General features: G+C 70.0%; 13 protein-coding genes and 1 pseudogene. 7 read left to right on the forward strand and 7 right to left on the reverse strand.

What is annotated here, in order from left to right; translation table 11 throughout:
* Both DN771_RS26775 and DN771_RS26780 read right to left on the reverse strand, forming a co-directional pair.
* A partial coding sequence (locus tag DN771_RS26775) for a polysaccharide deacetylase family protein (RefSeq protein WP_117000641.1) occupies positions 1 to 903 on the reverse strand: 903 nt, incomplete at its 3' end.
* A 154-nt stretch (positions 904 to 1,057) separates the two neighbouring features.
* On the reverse strand, positions 1,058 to 1,789 hold the full coding sequence (locus tag DN771_RS26780) for an ArsR/SmtB family transcription factor (RefSeq protein ID WP_205528791.1): 732 nt from the start codon (positions 1,787 to 1,789) through the stop codon (positions 1,058 to 1,060).
* 65 nt (positions 1,790 to 1,854) lie between these two features.
* On the opposite strand from DN771_RS26780, the gene DN771_RS26785 reads away from it, so the two are divergent.
* Positions 1,855 to 2,598, forward strand: a complete 744-nt coding sequence (locus tag DN771_RS26785; protein WP_117000642.1) for a cytochrome P450 family protein — start codon at positions 1,855 to 1,857, stop codon at positions 2,596 to 2,598.
* Between the two features lie 20 nt (positions 2,599 to 2,618).
* Here DN771_RS26785 and DN771_RS26790 read toward each other — a convergent pair whose 3' ends face one another.
* Complete coding sequence (locus DN771_RS26790) at positions 2,619 to 3,398, reverse strand: LLM class flavin-dependent oxidoreductase (protein ID WP_117000643.1); 780 nt, start codon at positions 3,396 to 3,398, stop codon at positions 2,619 to 2,621.
* A 73-nt stretch (positions 3,399 to 3,471) separates the two neighbouring features.
* Between DN771_RS26790 and DN771_RS26795 the strand changes: the two genes are divergently transcribed.
* Complete coding sequence (locus DN771_RS26795; protein ID WP_117000665.1) at positions 3,472 to 4,989, forward strand: acyl-CoA carboxylase subunit beta; 1,518 nt, start codon at positions 3,472 to 3,474, stop codon at positions 4,987 to 4,989.
* A 75-nt stretch (positions 4,990 to 5,064) separates the two neighbouring features.
* Here the strand turns inward: DN771_RS26795 and DN771_RS26800 are convergent.
* The 3 genes and pseudogenes from DN771_RS26800 to DN771_RS26810 form a co-directional block, all read right to left on the reverse strand.
* Positions 5,065 to 5,469: pseudogene (locus tag DN771_RS26800) on the reverse strand (YybH family protein); the annotation flags it as partial.
* Between the two features lie 55 nt (positions 5,470 to 5,524).
* On the reverse strand, positions 5,525 to 6,496 hold the full coding sequence (locus DN771_RS26805) for an RNA polymerase subunit sigma-70 (protein ID WP_420810943.1): 972 nt from the start codon (positions 6,494 to 6,496) through the stop codon (positions 5,525 to 5,527).
* Positions 6,496 to 7,239, reverse strand: a complete 744-nt coding sequence (locus tag DN771_RS26810) for a hypothetical protein (RefSeq protein ID WP_117000645.1) — start codon at positions 7,237 to 7,239, stop codon at positions 6,496 to 6,498. Before DN771_RS26810 ends, DN771_RS26805 begins: the two co-directional genes overlap by 1 nt.
* Positions 7,240 to 7,316: 77 nt before the next feature.
* Here DN771_RS26810 and DN771_RS26815 point away from each other — a divergent pair, with 77 nt between their 5' ends.
* Both DN771_RS26815 and DN771_RS26820 read left to right on the forward strand, forming a co-directional pair.
* Positions 7,317 to 8,207, forward strand: coding sequence for a beta/alpha barrel domain-containing protein (locus DN771_RS26815; RefSeq protein ID WP_162942458.1), 891 nt, complete (start codon positions 7,317 to 7,319; stop codon positions 8,205 to 8,207).
* A 66-nt stretch (positions 8,208 to 8,273) separates the two neighbouring features.
* Positions 8,274 to 10,229, forward strand: coding sequence for an acetoacetate--CoA ligase (locus tag DN771_RS26820; protein ID WP_162942459.1), 1,956 nt, complete (start codon positions 8,274 to 8,276; stop codon positions 10,227 to 10,229).
* Between the two features lie 59 nt (positions 10,230 to 10,288).
* Here the strand turns inward: DN771_RS26820 and DN771_RS26825 are convergent, their stop codons facing one another.
* The gene (locus DN771_RS26825; RefSeq protein ID WP_117000647.1) at positions 10,289 to 11,536 is read right to left on the reverse strand and encodes an acyl-CoA dehydrogenase family protein; all 1,248 of its coding nucleotides are present in this window, start codon (positions 11,534 to 11,536) and stop codon (positions 10,289 to 10,291) included.
* 79 nt (positions 11,537 to 11,615) lie between these two features.
* Here DN771_RS26825 and DN771_RS26830 point away from each other — a divergent pair, with 79 nt between their 5' ends.
* The 3 genes from DN771_RS26830 (at position 11,616) to DN771_RS26840 (ending at position 14,777) form a co-directional block, all read left to right on the forward strand.
* Positions 11,616 to 12,332 carry a TetR/AcrR family transcriptional regulator gene (locus DN771_RS26830; protein WP_117000648.1) on the forward strand — a complete coding sequence of 239 codons (717 nt, stop codon included), beginning with the start codon at positions 11,616 to 11,618 and terminating at the stop codon, positions 12,330 to 12,332.
* Between the two features lie 141 nt (positions 12,333 to 12,473).
* Positions 12,474 to 13,838 (forward strand): ABC transporter substrate-binding protein, encoded by a 1,365-nt coding sequence (locus DN771_RS26835; protein ID WP_117000649.1) that lies wholly within the window; start codon positions 12,474 to 12,476, stop codon positions 13,836 to 13,838.
* Between the two features lie 6 nt (positions 13,839 to 13,844).
* Positions 13,845 to 14,777: a branched-chain amino acid ABC transporter permease gene (locus DN771_RS26840; protein ID WP_117000650.1), complete on the forward strand. Its 933-nt coding sequence runs from the start codon at positions 13,845 to 13,847 to the stop codon at positions 14,775 to 14,777.
* Positions 14,778 to 14,801: the final 24 nt, after the last annotated feature.

The following is a 14,801-nucleotide window of genomic DNA, read 5'->3' on the forward strand; positions in this document are numbered from 1 at the left end:
CCGGACCGGTGTGGTCGTGGGTGGTGGGGTCGTCGGGGTGGTCCCGGCGGTCGGGATGATGAGGATCTGGCCGACGCGGATGAGGTTGGCGTTCGGGAGGTGGTTGGCGGCGACGATGGCGGCGACGGAGGTGCCGTAGCGCAGGGCGATGCGGTACAACGTGTCACCCGCCTGGACCACGTGGACGGTCTGGCCGGTCGTCGGTGCCGCCAGGAGCTGCGACACGGTCACGAACCGGTACCCCTGCGACTCGAGGGCCGAGATGATGCCGGGCAGGGCCCCGGGCGTGCCCGGGGCGCCGGCGCCGACGTGCATCAAGACGATCGCGCCCGGCACCGCCCTCGAGACGACCCGGTCGCGGATCGTCGTCGAGCTTGTTCCCTGCCAATCGGCCGTGTCGATGGTCCACATGATCGTGTGCGGGTAGCCGGCGTTTCCCACGGCCTGCAGCACCGACGAGTTGTACGCGCCTTCAGGCGGTCGGAAGAGCGGCTTCGGCGCCCGGCCCGCGGCGACCGTGATCGCCGTCGCCGCTTGGGCCAGTTCGGTGGCGATCTGGGCGGCCGTCAGCTCGGTGAAGAGGCGGTGCGTGTGCGAGTGGTTGCCGATCTCGTGGCCTCCCGCGACGATCGATCGCACGGCGGCGGGCGCGGTCTGGGCGGCCCGGCCGGTAACGAAGAACGTCGCTGTGACTCCCTCACCGGACAGCGCGCTGAGGATGCGTGTGACGTTGCCGGCGTCGCTCCCCATGTCGAACGTGAGTGCGACCAGCTTGGCGGGCGTCATCACACGGGACACGACGACCGACGGACTCGCCGCATGCCCGCCAAAGGGAACGAGCAGCACGACGAGCAGTGCCGACAGCACCGCAGACATCAGGCCGAGCCGGCTCGGCTTCGCCATCACAGATCCTCGAACATGACGAGGAGGTGTGGCGCGGGCCAACGCGATTCGACGAGGTTCGTCGGCCGCCGACCGTGCCATGGGACCCTCCTCTCATCGAGCCCTTCTCGACCCCATCATCCTTCGTCCGGGGCGGGCAGGGTAGAGCCGATGGTCACACTCTTGGGGACGCCTCCAGCTCGGCGAGCAACGGCTCGAGCCGGCGTCGACCCGTGGGCGTGATCGTGAGGCCACGCTCACCGGGCCGGCGTCGCTCGAGCCAGCCCAGTTCGAGGACTGAGGTGGTCAGCGCCGCAGCGACCGAACCGGCGAGGTGGAAGCGCCGCTCGGTCCAGTCGAGGCAGGTCCGTAGCTCAGGGCGTCTCGACGTTCGGACGACAGCGAGGTCGACGCCGATCCCGGCGACCCACCGTTGCCCGGTCTCGGTGAGGCGCATGCCGTCGTCGGTGAGCTCCACGCCACCGGCCGCGACGAGTGCGTCGTGGATCCGCACGCCGAGCTCGCCGGCGAGGTGGTCGTAGCAGAGTCTCGCCGGCCGCAGCGCCCGAGCCGCGCTGCTCATGCGCATGCTGCGCACCGCAACCGGCGGGCTGATCATGGCGAGCGCCTCGAGCGCGGTCGCCACCTCCGGGCCGGCCAGCCGGGCGTAGCGATGTCTGCCGGATGAGAGCATCGTGATCAGGCCACCGTCGGCCAGTTGTCCGAGGTGGTTGCTCGTCGCCGGTCGGCTGAGGCCGGCCACCGTGGCGAGCTCGCCAGCGGTCAGAGCACGCCCATCGAGGAGGGCGTGCAGGATGGCGGCGCGGGCCGGCTCGCCGATGAGCCGAGCGATCGCCGACACGTCGACATCGCAATCGGTGTCGCGGGGTTCGGCTGCCGACGTCACGCTGGCGAGCGTAGGTCGCCGATGGTTCCGGCACGCTGGAACCGTTCGACTGGCACGCTCACGGAGTGTCCGATCTGAACGACCCGCTGCATGATGACGCCCTGTTCGTCCGGCCCCCAGCCGAACGAACACCGAGCGCGCTGGTCGGTACGAGTGCCGGAGACGTTCATGCCGACCTCGTGCGGTGGCACGACGGCGCGGAGCACCGAGTCCGCCGGCAACGCATCGAGCGGTTCATCCAGACGTTGAACATCCGCCGGCTCGGGGACCGGGCGATGGCAGTGGCGGCCGAATCGTCGGATCGTGACGCCGCGCCCTTCCACGTCCCGTTGCGGGTGATGGCCGAGGCGGTTGGCGTCAGTGCAGAGGATGCGGGACGCGCCGCCGCGCTGGCGGGCGCGGTGGCGCGCGGGATGGGCCCTGGCGCCTCTGGTGATCCCGGCGAGGCGGTCGACGCCGTACCGGAGCTGCTGCAACTGGTACGCGGAGACGAGACGCTCGACGCCGCCAACCGCATCGGGTTGCTGCTACAGACGTGCGATGCCGTCGCCGATCTCGTGCGCAGCGCCTTGACTCGCCCGGGTACGACACCTCTCGGTCTCGACCAGGCTCGGCAGCTCGTGGTGACCGCGCTGCTCGACCACCCTCCGGTACGCGTCGCCCGCCGGTTCCGGGCCGACGGCGAGCTCGTCACGGTGGACATCGGCGGCCGGCCGTTCGGCGCCGGTCCGCACCGGTGCCCCGGCGAGGAGCTGGCGATCGAGCTGACGGCCGGGACGGTCGCCGGACTGAGGCGCGCCCGGTCTTGAGCCGCGGCAACGGGTGCCGATCAGCTCGCCGCGAGGTTGGCAGCGATGCGCTCGATCGCCTCGATGGGATACGGCGCCGACACGTGCAACGTGCGACGGTCCGCGCCGATCGCGACGAGCGGTACCGGGTCGCCGCCGAGTGGATGCGCGATGTCCAGCGCGTCGAACACGCTGATCTCGAACGGACGACCAGCGGCACCCTCACGGATCGCCTCGATTCGTGAGGACAGCAACGCATCGTCGCGGCCGCGTTGGAGGTTGAGACCGTCGGCATGGCTCGCCGCCAGCATTCCGGTGGCGGCGCTGCTCGCCCCGACGATGATCGGCGGGGCGTCGGGACCGTCGACCACTGCCGGGACGCCGTCGCCCCGCCAGATCGCCCGCAGCCGGTCGATCGTGGCGACCAGCCGGGTGCGCCGCTCGGCTGCCCGCTCGAGGGATCGACCGATCGCGTCGTGCTCGGCGGCAAACGCCGTCCCCGGCGACGCGCCGGCCCCGATCCCGCAGATCACGCGACCTGGCGCCAGCGCCTGGAGGGTGTCGACGGCGCAGGCGAGCTGCGCCGGATGGCGGTTGACCATGTTGGCGACCAGCACGCCGAGGCGAACGCGGCTGGTCGACACGGCGACCGCACCGAGCACGGCGAACGGATCACGCGACCACGGCTTGCCGGCGACGAGACCGCTGAAGTGGTCGTAGGTGTACACCCCGGCGAACCCGACCCGGTCCGCCGCGACGGCGGCAGCGACCATCTCAGCAGGATCGGCACCGAACGGGGAGAGCACGAGGTCGGTGTCCATGCGGGGCCCGAGCGTACGCACCGAGGGCGCGGTCGCGTTCGCCGAGTGCGGGTCCGCCGCCTACCGTGGCGGCATGCACGAGGAGATCGCGTCGGCCGTAGCCCGGGCCGCAGAACCCGACGAGCGGGGTCTGGCCAAGTTGCGGGGCCAGAACAAGCTGACCGCACGCGAGCGCATCGATCTGTTGGTCGACCCCGGGTCGTTCGTCGAGGACGCCCTTCTCGCCAACAACCAGGCCGAAGGGCTCCCGGCCGACGGCGTGGTGACCGGGCACGGAACCATCGACGGCGTCCCGGCCGTGATCGTCGCCAACGACCCGATGGTCAAGGCCGGCTCGTGGGGCGCCCGCACGGTGGAGAAGATGGTTCGGGCGTCCGAGGCCGCGCTCGCCGAGCAGGTCCCGATCGTCTGGCTGGTCGACTCGGCCGGAGCGCGACTCACCGACCAGGTCCAGCTGTTCCCGGGACGTCGCGGGGCCGGGCGAATCTTCTACAACCAGGTGCGCCTGTCGGGCCAGGTGCCCCAGGTGTGCTGCCTCTTCGGTCCGTCGGCGGCCGGCGGGGCGTACATCCCGTCGTTCTGCGACATCGTCTTCATGGTCGACGGCAACGCGTCGATGTACCTCGGCTCGCCGCGCATGGCCGAGATGGTGGTGGGGGAGATCACCACGCTGGAGGAGATGGGCGGCGCCCGCATGCACGTCTCGCAGTCGGGGTGCGCCGACAATCTCGCCGCCGACGACGCCGACGCCATCGACCAGGCTCGGGCGTACCTCACGTACTTCCCGCGGACGTGGAAGGAGCAGCCGCCGGTCTACGAGGCGGCCGAGCCGGAGACCCCGCTGACGATCGACACGGTGCCGGCCGACGAACGCGTGCCGTTCGACATGCACACGGTCATCGACGGGATCGTCGACGCCGAGAGCTTCTTCGAGATCAAGCCGCTGTTCGCCCGCGAGCTGATCGTCGGCCTGGCCCGCCTCGACGGTCATCCCGTCGGCATCGTGGCCAACAACTCGGCGCACCTCGCCGGAACGCTGTTCGTCGACTCGGCCGACAAGGCGGCGCGCTTCATCTGGCTGTGCGACGCCTTCAACATCCCGCTCGTGTTCCTCGCCGACGTCCCCGGCTTCATGATCGGCTCGGCCGTCGAGCGCCAGGGCATCATCCGCCACGGCGCCAAGATGGTGACAGCGGTGTCGGAGGCGACGGTTCCCAAGGTGTCCGTCGTGGTCCGCAAGGCCTATGGCGCCGGGCTCTATGCGATGTCAGGTCCGGCGTTCGCGCCCGAGGCAACGATCGCCCTGCCGACCGCTCGCATCGCCGTGATGGGGCCCGAGGCCGCCGTCAACGCCGTCTTCGCCAACAAGATCGCGGCGATCGACGACGACGGTGAGCGCGAGGCGTTCGTCGCCGAGCAGCGCTCGATCTACGAGTCCGACGTCGACCTCCTGCGCCTCGCCTCGGAGCTGGTCATCGACGCGATCATCCAGCCCGAGCAGCTGCGCGCCGACCTGATCCGGCGCATCGCCAACGCCCGCAACAAGGAGCGCCACTTCGCCACCCGTCGCCACGGCGTGCCTCCGGTCTGATCCGAGGGCCCCATCCCGGCCGTGTGGCGAGCGCCGATCCCTGCGCCGTCAGCCCTCGCTGTCAGGCTCGGCGGCGAACGAGTGGTGCTCGTGGGCGATCAGCCAGCGGTTGTCGTGCCGGCGCAGGCCGATCGTCAAACGCAGCCGGCGGTCGGGCCGAGCGGCGTTCTCGGCCGGGGTGCCGCAGCGCAGCAGGGCCCAGGCGAACGCCACCTCCTCACCGGCGGTGACGTCGAGCTCGAGGAGGTCGAAGGTGGCACCGCCGGCCTGCCATTCGAAGAACTGCGGCCACGTGGCCGCGTAGGCGTCAGGTCCCCGTGCGCCCTCCTGGGGCGGCGGCACGTCGAACATCACGATGTCGTCGGTGTGGTCGGCGAGGACCGTGTCGATGTCACCGTCGTGGGCCGCTCGGGCCCAACGCTCGATCAACGTACGGATCTGCGCCTCGTCGATGGACCGGTCGGTGGTGTGGGTGGGCATGGACGTCTCCTCTGTTCGTGTGTCCTGCCCTGTCAACCCCGGTCGCGTACGGAACTCATCGCGGCGGCGGAGAATCCCCGCGAAACGATCGGGGGAGGCCGAGATCGGCGAAGTCGCTCGAGAGGAACGACACGATCTCGGCGACCGATCCGTTGCGAACGGTCAGCACGTCGAGCCCCATCTGCAGGTACCGCTCTCCGTCCCACATGTACGTGGCGAACGCCGGCGCTCCGTTGGCGTCGGAGCGGACGAACCGCCAGCGGGTTCGGAGTGGCCCGTCGAGCAACCAGGCGCGAATGGCATCGCGTCCCGAGTACCACTCGGGGAGTGGTGGCATCGAGTAGCGGGCGTCCTCGGTCAGCATCGCCACGATCGCGTCGACGTCCCCCGCCTCCCACGCTGCCGCGTAGCGACGGGCGACATCGTCACGGTCGGCCGTCGACACCGGCTCGGCGTGCCGCAACGACGAGCGCTGGGCGACGCTTCGCTGCATCGCGCTGTTGACGGCCGCCACCGAGATGTCGAGCAGGTCGGCCACCTCGGCGGCCGAGTAGCCGAGCACCTCGCGCAGCACGAGCACGGCGCGCTGCTTCGGGGGCATCCGCTGCAGCGCCGCGACGAAGGCCAGTTCGATGCTCTCTCGGGCGACGAGCCGATCGGCCGGGTCGAGCCGCTCGGCGAAGGCGATCCGCGAGTCGGGCAGTGGTTCGAGCCACAGCAGCTCCTGTGCCGATTCGGCCGCAGGTGTCATCTCGGCGGGCAGCTCCCGCCGGCGCTGGTCGCGGCCGAGCACCGTGAGGCATCGGTTGGTGGCGATCCGGTACAGCCAGGCGCGAACCGAGCGCTGCTCGTCATCGAGCCTGGCCTCGAACCTCGGCCACGCCTTCCACGCCCGCACCCAGGTCTGCTGAACGATGTCCTCGGCATCGTGCAGCGACCCGAGCATGCGGTAGCAGTGGGCGACCACCTCGTCCCGGAACGGTTCGACAGTCGCCGCGAAGTCGGCGTGCCCCAGCCGCACCACGATCAGGGAGCGGTGATCGTGACCTCGAAGTCCATCGTCGCCGACACCGGCTCCATGTCGAAGTCGAGCATGCTGGCCGTCTCGGGGCACCCGCTCGCCCAGGGCAGCTCCTCGTCGTCCTCGCCCGGCAGATCCCCGGAGTCCTCCTCGTCGAGGAACGTGATCGACGCGAAGTCGTACGTGAAGAGCTCCTCGGCGCGCGCCTCCAGATCGGCGAGGGCCGAATCGTCCGGCTCGGTGATGTCCGTGTCGCTCATCACCATGTCGAGGGCCCACGAGTCCTGGATCAGGAGCAGCTCGTCGTCGGTGAAGCCCATGTCACGCAGCTCCTGCACGGCGCCGGCGAGCTGGGGACCGACCATCTCGACGAGGGCGGCCGCCGCCGGATCGTCCGTGCTCACCCGGTCGAGGAGCGGCAGGAGGAACGGCGCCGAGACCCCCCAGAACGCTTCCGGACTGATCTCGGGGATCGTGTCGGCGGGGTCGGAGTCGGAGGTGCCGAAGTCCCAGTCGCCCGACGCGAACGACGAGATGAGGGCGATCCCCATCACGGTCTCCAGAGCCGCACAGTCGGCGCTGCCGTTCTCGGCGCTGGCGACGACCTCATCGATCGTGTCGGTGTCGAGGAACCCGAGATCGTCGGGGAGCACGCCGGCGGGGGCCGCACCGGCGGAGGCGGCAAACGCCGTGACCGGCAGTGAGGCGAGGGCAACAGCGGTGAGGGTCTTCTTGCGGAGTGAAATCACGACGCAAGTTCACCATGAATGGCCCCTCGTCCACCGCCTTTATCGCCCGGTGTCCCCGGTCGGTACGGTGCACGGACATGAGCGCTGTCGTGCGGATCCGCGACGTGGCTGCCCGTGACGGGCTCCAGGGGGAGCGGCCGGTCGAGCCGGAGCGCCGGGCCGAGCTCGTCGCCGCGTTGCTCGCGGCAGGGGTCCGGGACGTCGAGGTGGCCTCGTTCGTGTCGCCGAAGGCGGTGCCGGCGATGGCGGGAGCGGCCGACGTGGCGGCGCTCGTCGCCGAGAACCTCCCGGACGACGCGACGACCTGGGCGCTCGTTCCCAACGTCAAGGGCGCCCACCTCGCCACCGCCGCCGGCTTGGGGCATCTCACCATCACGATCTCGGCGTCGCCCGCCTACAGCGAGAAGAACGTTCACATGACGGTGGCCGAGGCGCAGGGCCAGGTCGAGGCGATCCGTCAGGCGGCTCCCGACGCGGTGCTCGACGAGGTCGTCTCGTGCTGCTTCGGCTCGCCGTTCGCCGGCGAACGAGTCGGTCCGGACGATGTTCTCGCCATCGTCGACCACGCCCGGCGGGTCGGCATCGACCGGATCACGCTCGCCGACACCACCGGAATGGCGACGCCACGCCGCATCGGTGAGGTCCTCGACGCCACCGGCAGGGACGTCGGACTGCACCTGCACGACACGCGCGGCACGGCGCTCGTCAACGCGTGGGCAGCCATCGGCCTCGGTGTGAGCCGCTTCGACACCGCGCTCGGTGGGCTCGGCGGCTCGCCGTTCGCCCCGGCCGCCGGCGGCAACCTGGCCACCGAGGACCTCGTGCTGCTGCTCGACGATGCCGGGATCGCCACCGGCATCGACCTCGATCAGCTGCTCGCCGCCGGACCCCTCCTGGCCGAGCTCGTCGGCCACGGCCTCCCCAGCCGCGTGGCCGCCGCCGGTGGATTGACGCCACGAGCGGTGTGACACGGGGCCCGGCCCGTAGGGGGAGCGGTCTGGCGGCGCGGGGACTTCGTGGGTTATGAAGGCCGGGTGACACGAGGTGAGCTGATCTGGTCCCCCGCCGACGACGCCTGGGCGAACAGCGCCATCGGACGCTTCGCCGCCTCCCGGGGACTGGGGTCGCTCGCCGAGCTCACCGACTGGTCGGTCGACGACATCGACGGCTTCTGGGCCGCGGCGACCGAGTTCTGCGGAATGCGCTGGTTCGACCGCCCGACCGCCGTCCGGGAGGGTGACTCCATGCCCGGAGTCCGGTGGTTCCCGGGAGGCCGGCTCAACTACGCCGACCAGGCGCTGGCTGCCGCGACGTCGACCCCTGACCAGCTCGCGGTCACCGCGTACAGCCAGACCCGCGACCGGGTCGACCTCACCTGGTCGGAGCTCGCCGACGCCGTCGCTCGTTGCGCCGCCGGCCTGCGCACGCTCGGAGTGGCCGAGGGTGACCGGGTCGTGGCCTACGCCCCCAACATCCCCGAGACGCTCGTCGCCTTCCTGGCCACCGCCTCGCTGGGCGCCGTGTGGTCGAGCTGTGCCCCCGAGTTCGGCGTGCGGTCGGTCGCCGACCGCCTCGCCCAGATCGAACCGGTCGTGCTCGTCACCGTCGACGGCTACGGGTACGGGTCCAAGCAGATCGACCGCCGGGAACACGTCGCCGAGATCGTTGCCGAGCTCCCGACGCTGCGGAACGTGGTCCACGTGCCCTACCTCTTCCCCGACGAGGCGCTCCCGGCGCCGGCCGGCGCCGGGGCCCCGGCGATCGTGACGTGGGAGCAGTTGCTCGCCGAACCGGCCCCGCTCGCGGCGACGCCCATGGCCGCCGATCACCCGCTGTACGTGCTGTTCAGCTCGGGAACCACCGGTCTGCCCAAGGCGATCGTCCACGGGCACGGCGGCATCGTCGCCGAGCACCTCAAGGTGCTCACGTTGCATCACGACATGGGTCCGGCCGACCGCTTCTTCTGGTTCACCACGACCGGCTGGATGATGTGGAACTACAACGTGTCGGGTCTCCTCGTCGGGGCCACGATCGTCCTGTTCGACGGTGATCCCGGCGCACCGTCGCTCGACACGCTGTGGAACGTGGCCGCCGAGTCGGCGACCACCGTGTTCGGCACGTCGGCGTCGTTCGTGATGGCGTGCCGCAAGGCGGGGGTCGTCCCGCCGGCATCGCTGAAGGAGACGCTCCGCCAGGTGGGGTCCACCGGCTCGCCGCTCCCGGCCGACGGGTTCCGCTGGATCGTCGACACGCTCGGCGTCAACGTCGCGTCGATTGCCGGGGGCACCGACGTGTGCACGGCGTTCATCGGCTCGTCGGCCGTGCAGCCCGTCCGCGCCGGCGAGCTCGGCGGTCGCTTGCTCGGCTGCCGGGTCGAGGCGTTCACGCCCGAGGGGACGCCGTGTGCGGTGGGCGAGACGGGTGAGCTCGTCGTCACGGCGCCGATGCCGTCGATGCCGGTGGGGTTCTGGAACGACGCCGACGGCTCCAGGTACCGCGCCGCCTACTTCGAGGACTTCCCCGGGGTCTGGCGTCACGGCGACTGGATCACGTTCCAGGAGGACGGGTCGTGCGTGATCAGCGGCCGGTCCGACGCCACGCTGAACCGCGGTGGGGTCCGCCTCGGCACGAGCGACTTCTATGCCGTCGTCGAGGGCTTCGACGAGATCGCCGACAGCCTCGTCGTCCACCTCGAGGACACGACGGACGCCGGCGGGCTCGGCGAGCTGGTCCTCTTCGTCACGCTCACGCCCGGGGCCGAACTCACCGACGATCTGCGGACGGCGATCCGCAGAGCACTGGCCCGTGAGCTGTCACCTCGTCACACGCCGGATGCCATCGAGGCCGTGCCGACGATCCCGCGCACGCTCTCGGGCAAGAAGCTGGAACTGCCGGTGAAGCGCATTCTCGGCGGGGCGGACCCCGAGTCGGTGGCCTCGCGCGACTCGCTCGCCGACCCGGCCTCGCTCGACTACTTCGCCGCTCGCTGACCGCTGACGGGGGAACAGATGGTGCCTGGCACCATCTGTTACCCCGTCAAACGTCGGGCCTACGGCTTGCGGCCGAAGCCGAAGAGGTGCTTGGCCACCTTGCGCATCTGGATCTCCTCGGAGCCCTCGGTGATGCGGTAGCGGCGGTGGTGGCGGTAGATGTGCTCGAACGGCATGTGGCGGCTGTAGCCGACGCCGCCGCACGTCTGCATCGCCCGATCGGCGGCGTCGCAGGCCAGCCGGTTGGCACGGTAGTTGCACATCGCCACGGCGTGGGTGAGCTCGAGGTGGTGCTGCTGGTCGAGGCTCCAGGCCGTCTGGCGGATGAGCTGGCGGAGCATCGCTGCTTCCGTGTGCAACTCGACGAGGGGGAACTGGATGCCCTGGTTCGTGCTGAGCGGCTTCGACCACGTGGTGCGACCGTTGGCGTACGCCACGGCCTCGTTGATGCAGAACTGCGCGGCGCCGAGCGACGACGCCGCCTGGCGGATGCGGTTCTCGTGCACGAAGTGCTGGGCGAGGTCGAGGCCGTGGTCGACGGTGCCGAACACGGCGTCGTTGCCGACGCGGACGTCACGCAGCGTTACCTCGGCGTGGTCGGTCGGCATGTTGAACGTCCACCAGAAGAACTCGACCTTGAACCCGGGTGAGTCGGTCGGCACGAGGAACGCCGTGATACCGCCGGCCGATCCCGGCTCGCCTGACGTGCGGGCGAAGATGATGTCGTGCGTCGCGTGATGGAGGCCCGAGTTCCAGCGCTTGGCCCCGTTGATGATCCACTCGTCGCCGTCGCGGACCGCTGTCGTCTCCATGTACGTGGCGTCGCTGCCGTGGTTGGGTTCGGTGAGGCCGAACGCAAGTCGTCGCGAGCCGTCGAGGAATCCGGGCATCCACTCGGCCTGCTGCTCCGGGGTGCCGAAGTCGCGCATCATCAGCACGGTCGGGAAGTTGCCGACGATCGACGATTCGTTCTGCAGGTCGTTGTGGAGGCCGAGGCCCTTCGTCGCCAGGTGCTCGCGGATGATCGCCATCTCGAGGTTGCTGGCGTCGCGGCCGCCGTACTCGGCGGGGAGGGCGAGGCGCAGCCAACCGGCTTCGTCGGCCTTGCGTCGCATCTGCGCCAGCAGGTCCTCCCACTCCGCCGTGGGAATGCCGCCGTTCTCGAAGTCCGTTCGGGCCCACTCGCGCCGGTGGTCGAAGAAGCGGATGTTGTCGTCGGCCTGCTCCAGCGGCTTGATCTCCCGCTCGATGAAGTCGTCGAGCTGGTCGAGCGTGGTCTGAATGTCGGCCGGGAGAGCGAAGTCCATCCTTGCGCACCATACGGATGAAGTGACGTCGACGTCAAGGTCACGTCGAGGGTTGCCAGCGGGACTACGATCCCGAACGATGGTGGAGCCTCTCCCAACACGTGCCCGCCCGCCGAGGCGCACCGCGCCGCGTCGGACCACCCCGACCGCGGCCACGGTCGACCAGCTCACCCCTCGCGGTCTGCGCACGCGGGAGGCGATGCTCGCGGCGGCTCGTCGCGTGTTCGAACGCGACGGCTTCCTCGACGCCCGCATCACGGACATCTCGGCCGAGGCCAACATGGCCCACGGGACGTTCTACAAGTACTTCGACTCCAAGGAGCAGGTCTTCATGGAGGTGATCGAGCGGTCGCAAGAGGAGCTCTTCGCCGAGCGGCCGAGCCGGCAATCGGCGGCCGAGACGCCGTTCGAGCGAATCCTCGAGACGAACCGGGCGTACTACGAGGCCTACCGCCGGAACCGGGCACTCAACAAGGTGCTCGAAGCTGTCGCCACCTTCGACGACACCTTGCGCCAGCAGCGTGTGGTGATCCGACGGCGGTACGTGGACCGCACCGAGAAGGCGATCCGCCGGTGGCAGGCCGAAGGGCTGGCCAGCCCTCACCTCGACCCCCACTACGCGGCCAGCTCGCTCGGATCGATGGTCGACCGCACGATCTACGTGTGGCTGGTGCTCGGGGAGGACCACGATCCCGACGTCGGCCTCGACACCCTGTCGCGCCTGTGGGTGCGGGCTCTCGGCCTGCCCGAACCCGACCCGGTGCCGCCGCGGCGGAAGCGACGACGCTCCACCTGAGCGCCCGATCGGCGCCGTGCGAACGGGCGCCGAAGCGCTCGACTTGACTGTGACGTCGCAGTCATCTTAACTACGGCGAGTCGCCTGGACGGGCGGCCACGAGGGGCGACGGGGGTCGCCAACACAAGGCAGGGGGATTCGATGAATCAGCGCAGTGAGCAGGACGGGCTCTTCGGGCGGACGCTGTCACGACGCAACGCACTGCGGGCTCTCGGGCTCACCGGTGTTGCCGTGGCCGCAGGCGGACACCTGGCAGGTGCCGCCGGGCCAGCCCGACCGAAGCGAGCAGCCGGCCTGCGCCGGCCACGGAGCGCCGATGCCGGGGCGCAGCTCGCCGAGCTGCTCGGCATCGACCCGGCGACCGCCGGCGGCGGCGAGACGTTCAAGATGGGCGCGGTGCTGGCGATGACCGGGGCCGGCTCGTACTACGGCCAGACGATGAGCCGCGGCATCGACCTCGCCGTGGCCCACATCGCCGCCGCGGGTGGCCCGCAGTTCGAGGTGAAGTACCTCGATCACAAGTCGGGCGACGCCCAAGCCGGCGTGGATGCGATGCGTGAGCTCGGCGAAGCGGGCTATCCCGCCAAGCTGGCGTCGTACTGCGACAACCTGGGGTCGATGCTCCCGGGGACCGAGCAATACCAGTGCTTCACCCTCGACGGCGGTGGCGGAACCAGCACGTTCGCCCAGGGTAAGCCCTTCTTCTGGGGCACTCGCGCGATCACACCCAACGACGCGATCCCGGGGCTCCTCGAGTACACGAAGACCGTCCTGCCCGACGCCAAGACGCTCGGCTTCATCGGCTGGGACCTCGGCGAGCCGACGAACAGCCAGATCCGCGAGGACATCCTCGCCAAGTTCGAGGCGGCCGGCTACGAGTTCAACGGCCTGTTCGAGCTCTACCCCGTCGGCGAGTCGAACTACTCCACCCTGCTCCCGAAGATCCAGGCCAACGAGCCCGACATCCTCATCGCCTACGGCTCGGGCCAGGACCCGGGGCACTTCGCCTCGCAGTACTACGTGAGCGGCATCGAGGCCCCCTTCTTCGGCTTCGAGTTCACGCCGGACGGCCTCAACGCCTCCAACGGCGCGTACGACGAGTACGGCTTCACCTTCGCCGCCGACTACTTCGACGAGAGCGTCGGCGTGAGCCCGCTGGCGAAGCTGTTCATCTCCGAGTACCAGGCCGCCTACGACGACGAGTTCCCCGACTTCTACGCGGCGAACTTCTACGAGAACACGCTCGTGATGTGGGAGGTGATCCGCAGGGTGATCGAAGGCGGCGGCGACTTCAACAGCGGTGCCGACCTCGACGCCGCCTTCCAGGAGAACCTGACCGCGGTCTCGGTGTACGGCGGCGACGAGTCGACGATCGGCTCGTACACGCTCGATCCCGTGACGCACTCGGTGATCCAGCGTCCGATGGGCGTCTTCAACTACAAGGACGGTGCCGTCACGCCGTTGGCGTTCTTCGACATCGCCGCCGCCGACTTCCGGCTCGCCTGATCCGACGTGCTGGCGGTCAGCCTCGAACAAGCGCGGCAACTCTTTGCCTCGGGCATCGTCAACGGTTCCGCCTACGGACTGCTCGGCGTCGCCTTCGCCCTCATCCTGGGCGTGACCGGTCGGTTCCACTTCGCGTTCGGTGCGATCTACACGCTGACCGCCTACCTGGCGTTCACGTTCGTCGATCGCGTCGGGCTCGGCTACTGGCCGGCTGTCGTCCTTGCTCTCGTGCTGATCCCGTTCGCCGGTGCGGGCGTCGAGTGGTTCGTCTACCGACCACTCGCCGTCCGCGCCGGCGGCAACGCACTGTTGGCGATCTTCGTCGCCGCCCTCGGCCTCGGCATCGCCCTGGAGAACTTCATCCGCATCGTCTGGGGGTCGCAGACCAACGGACTTCGCGGTTGGAAGATCCGCGGCGTCGAGATCGGCGGCGCCAACCTCATCAACATCGACCTGTACGCCGTCGGCACGGCGGCCGTCCTCGTGCTGCTGCTCGCCGCCGCCCTGCGGTACACGTCCTTCGGTCGGGCGGTGAAGGCGACGCGCAGCAATCCCGACATGGCACTGCTGATCGGCATCGATCCGCGGCTCGTCTACGTCGTGGTGTTCGCCGCCAGCACGTTCCTCGCCGGTGTCGCGGCGATCTTCGCGGCGACGAAGTTCTCCGTCGAACCGTCGATGGGCTTCCGCCCCGTCGTGCTCGCCTTCGTCGTCGCCTTCTTCGGGGGGACGGCCAGCTCGCCGGTCAGGGTGTATCTCACCGGCATCGGCGTCGGTCTCATCGAGACGATGAGCTCGCTGTGGGTGTCGGTGCGGTGGACGCAGATCTCGGTCTTCGTGATCCTGCTCGTCTACCTCGTCGCCAAGTCGATCGCCGCCGGCGGCCCCCTCCGCTTCGACATCCGGCGCTTGCTGACCCGTCCGAGAGAGGCGTTGTGATCCGTCCGGATGTCAGCGAGCGAA

This window comes from Desertimonas flava, assembly GCF_003426815.1.
Lineage (GTDB): Bacteria > Actinomycetota > Acidimicrobiia > Acidimicrobiales > Ilumatobacteraceae > Desertimonas > Desertimonas flava.

Excerpts from the sequence above, each read along its gene's own strand:
- DN771_RS26790 (WP_117000643.1), bottom strand. The coding sequence starts at position 3,398 with ATGGACACCGACCTCGTGCTCTCCCCGTTCGGTGCCGATCCTGCTGAG.
- DN771_RS26795 (WP_117000665.1), top strand. The coding sequence starts at position 3,472 with ATGCACGAGGAGATCGCGTCGGCCGTAGCCCGGGCCGCAGAACCCGAC.
- DN771_RS26815 (WP_162942458.1), top strand. The coding sequence starts at position 7,317 with ATGAGCGCTGTCGTGCGGATCCGCGACGTGGCTGCCCGTGACGGGCTC.
- DN771_RS26825 (WP_117000647.1), bottom strand. The coding sequence starts at position 11,536 with ATGGACTTCGCTCTCCCGGCCGACATTCAGACCACGCTCGACCAGCTC.
- DN771_RS26830 (WP_117000648.1), top strand. The coding sequence starts at position 11,616 with ATGGTGGAGCCTCTCCCAACACGTGCCCGCCCGCCGAGGCGCACCGCG.
- DN771_RS26835 (WP_117000649.1), top strand. The coding sequence starts at position 12,474 with ATGAATCAGCGCAGTGAGCAGGACGGGCTCTTCGGGCGGACGCTGTCA.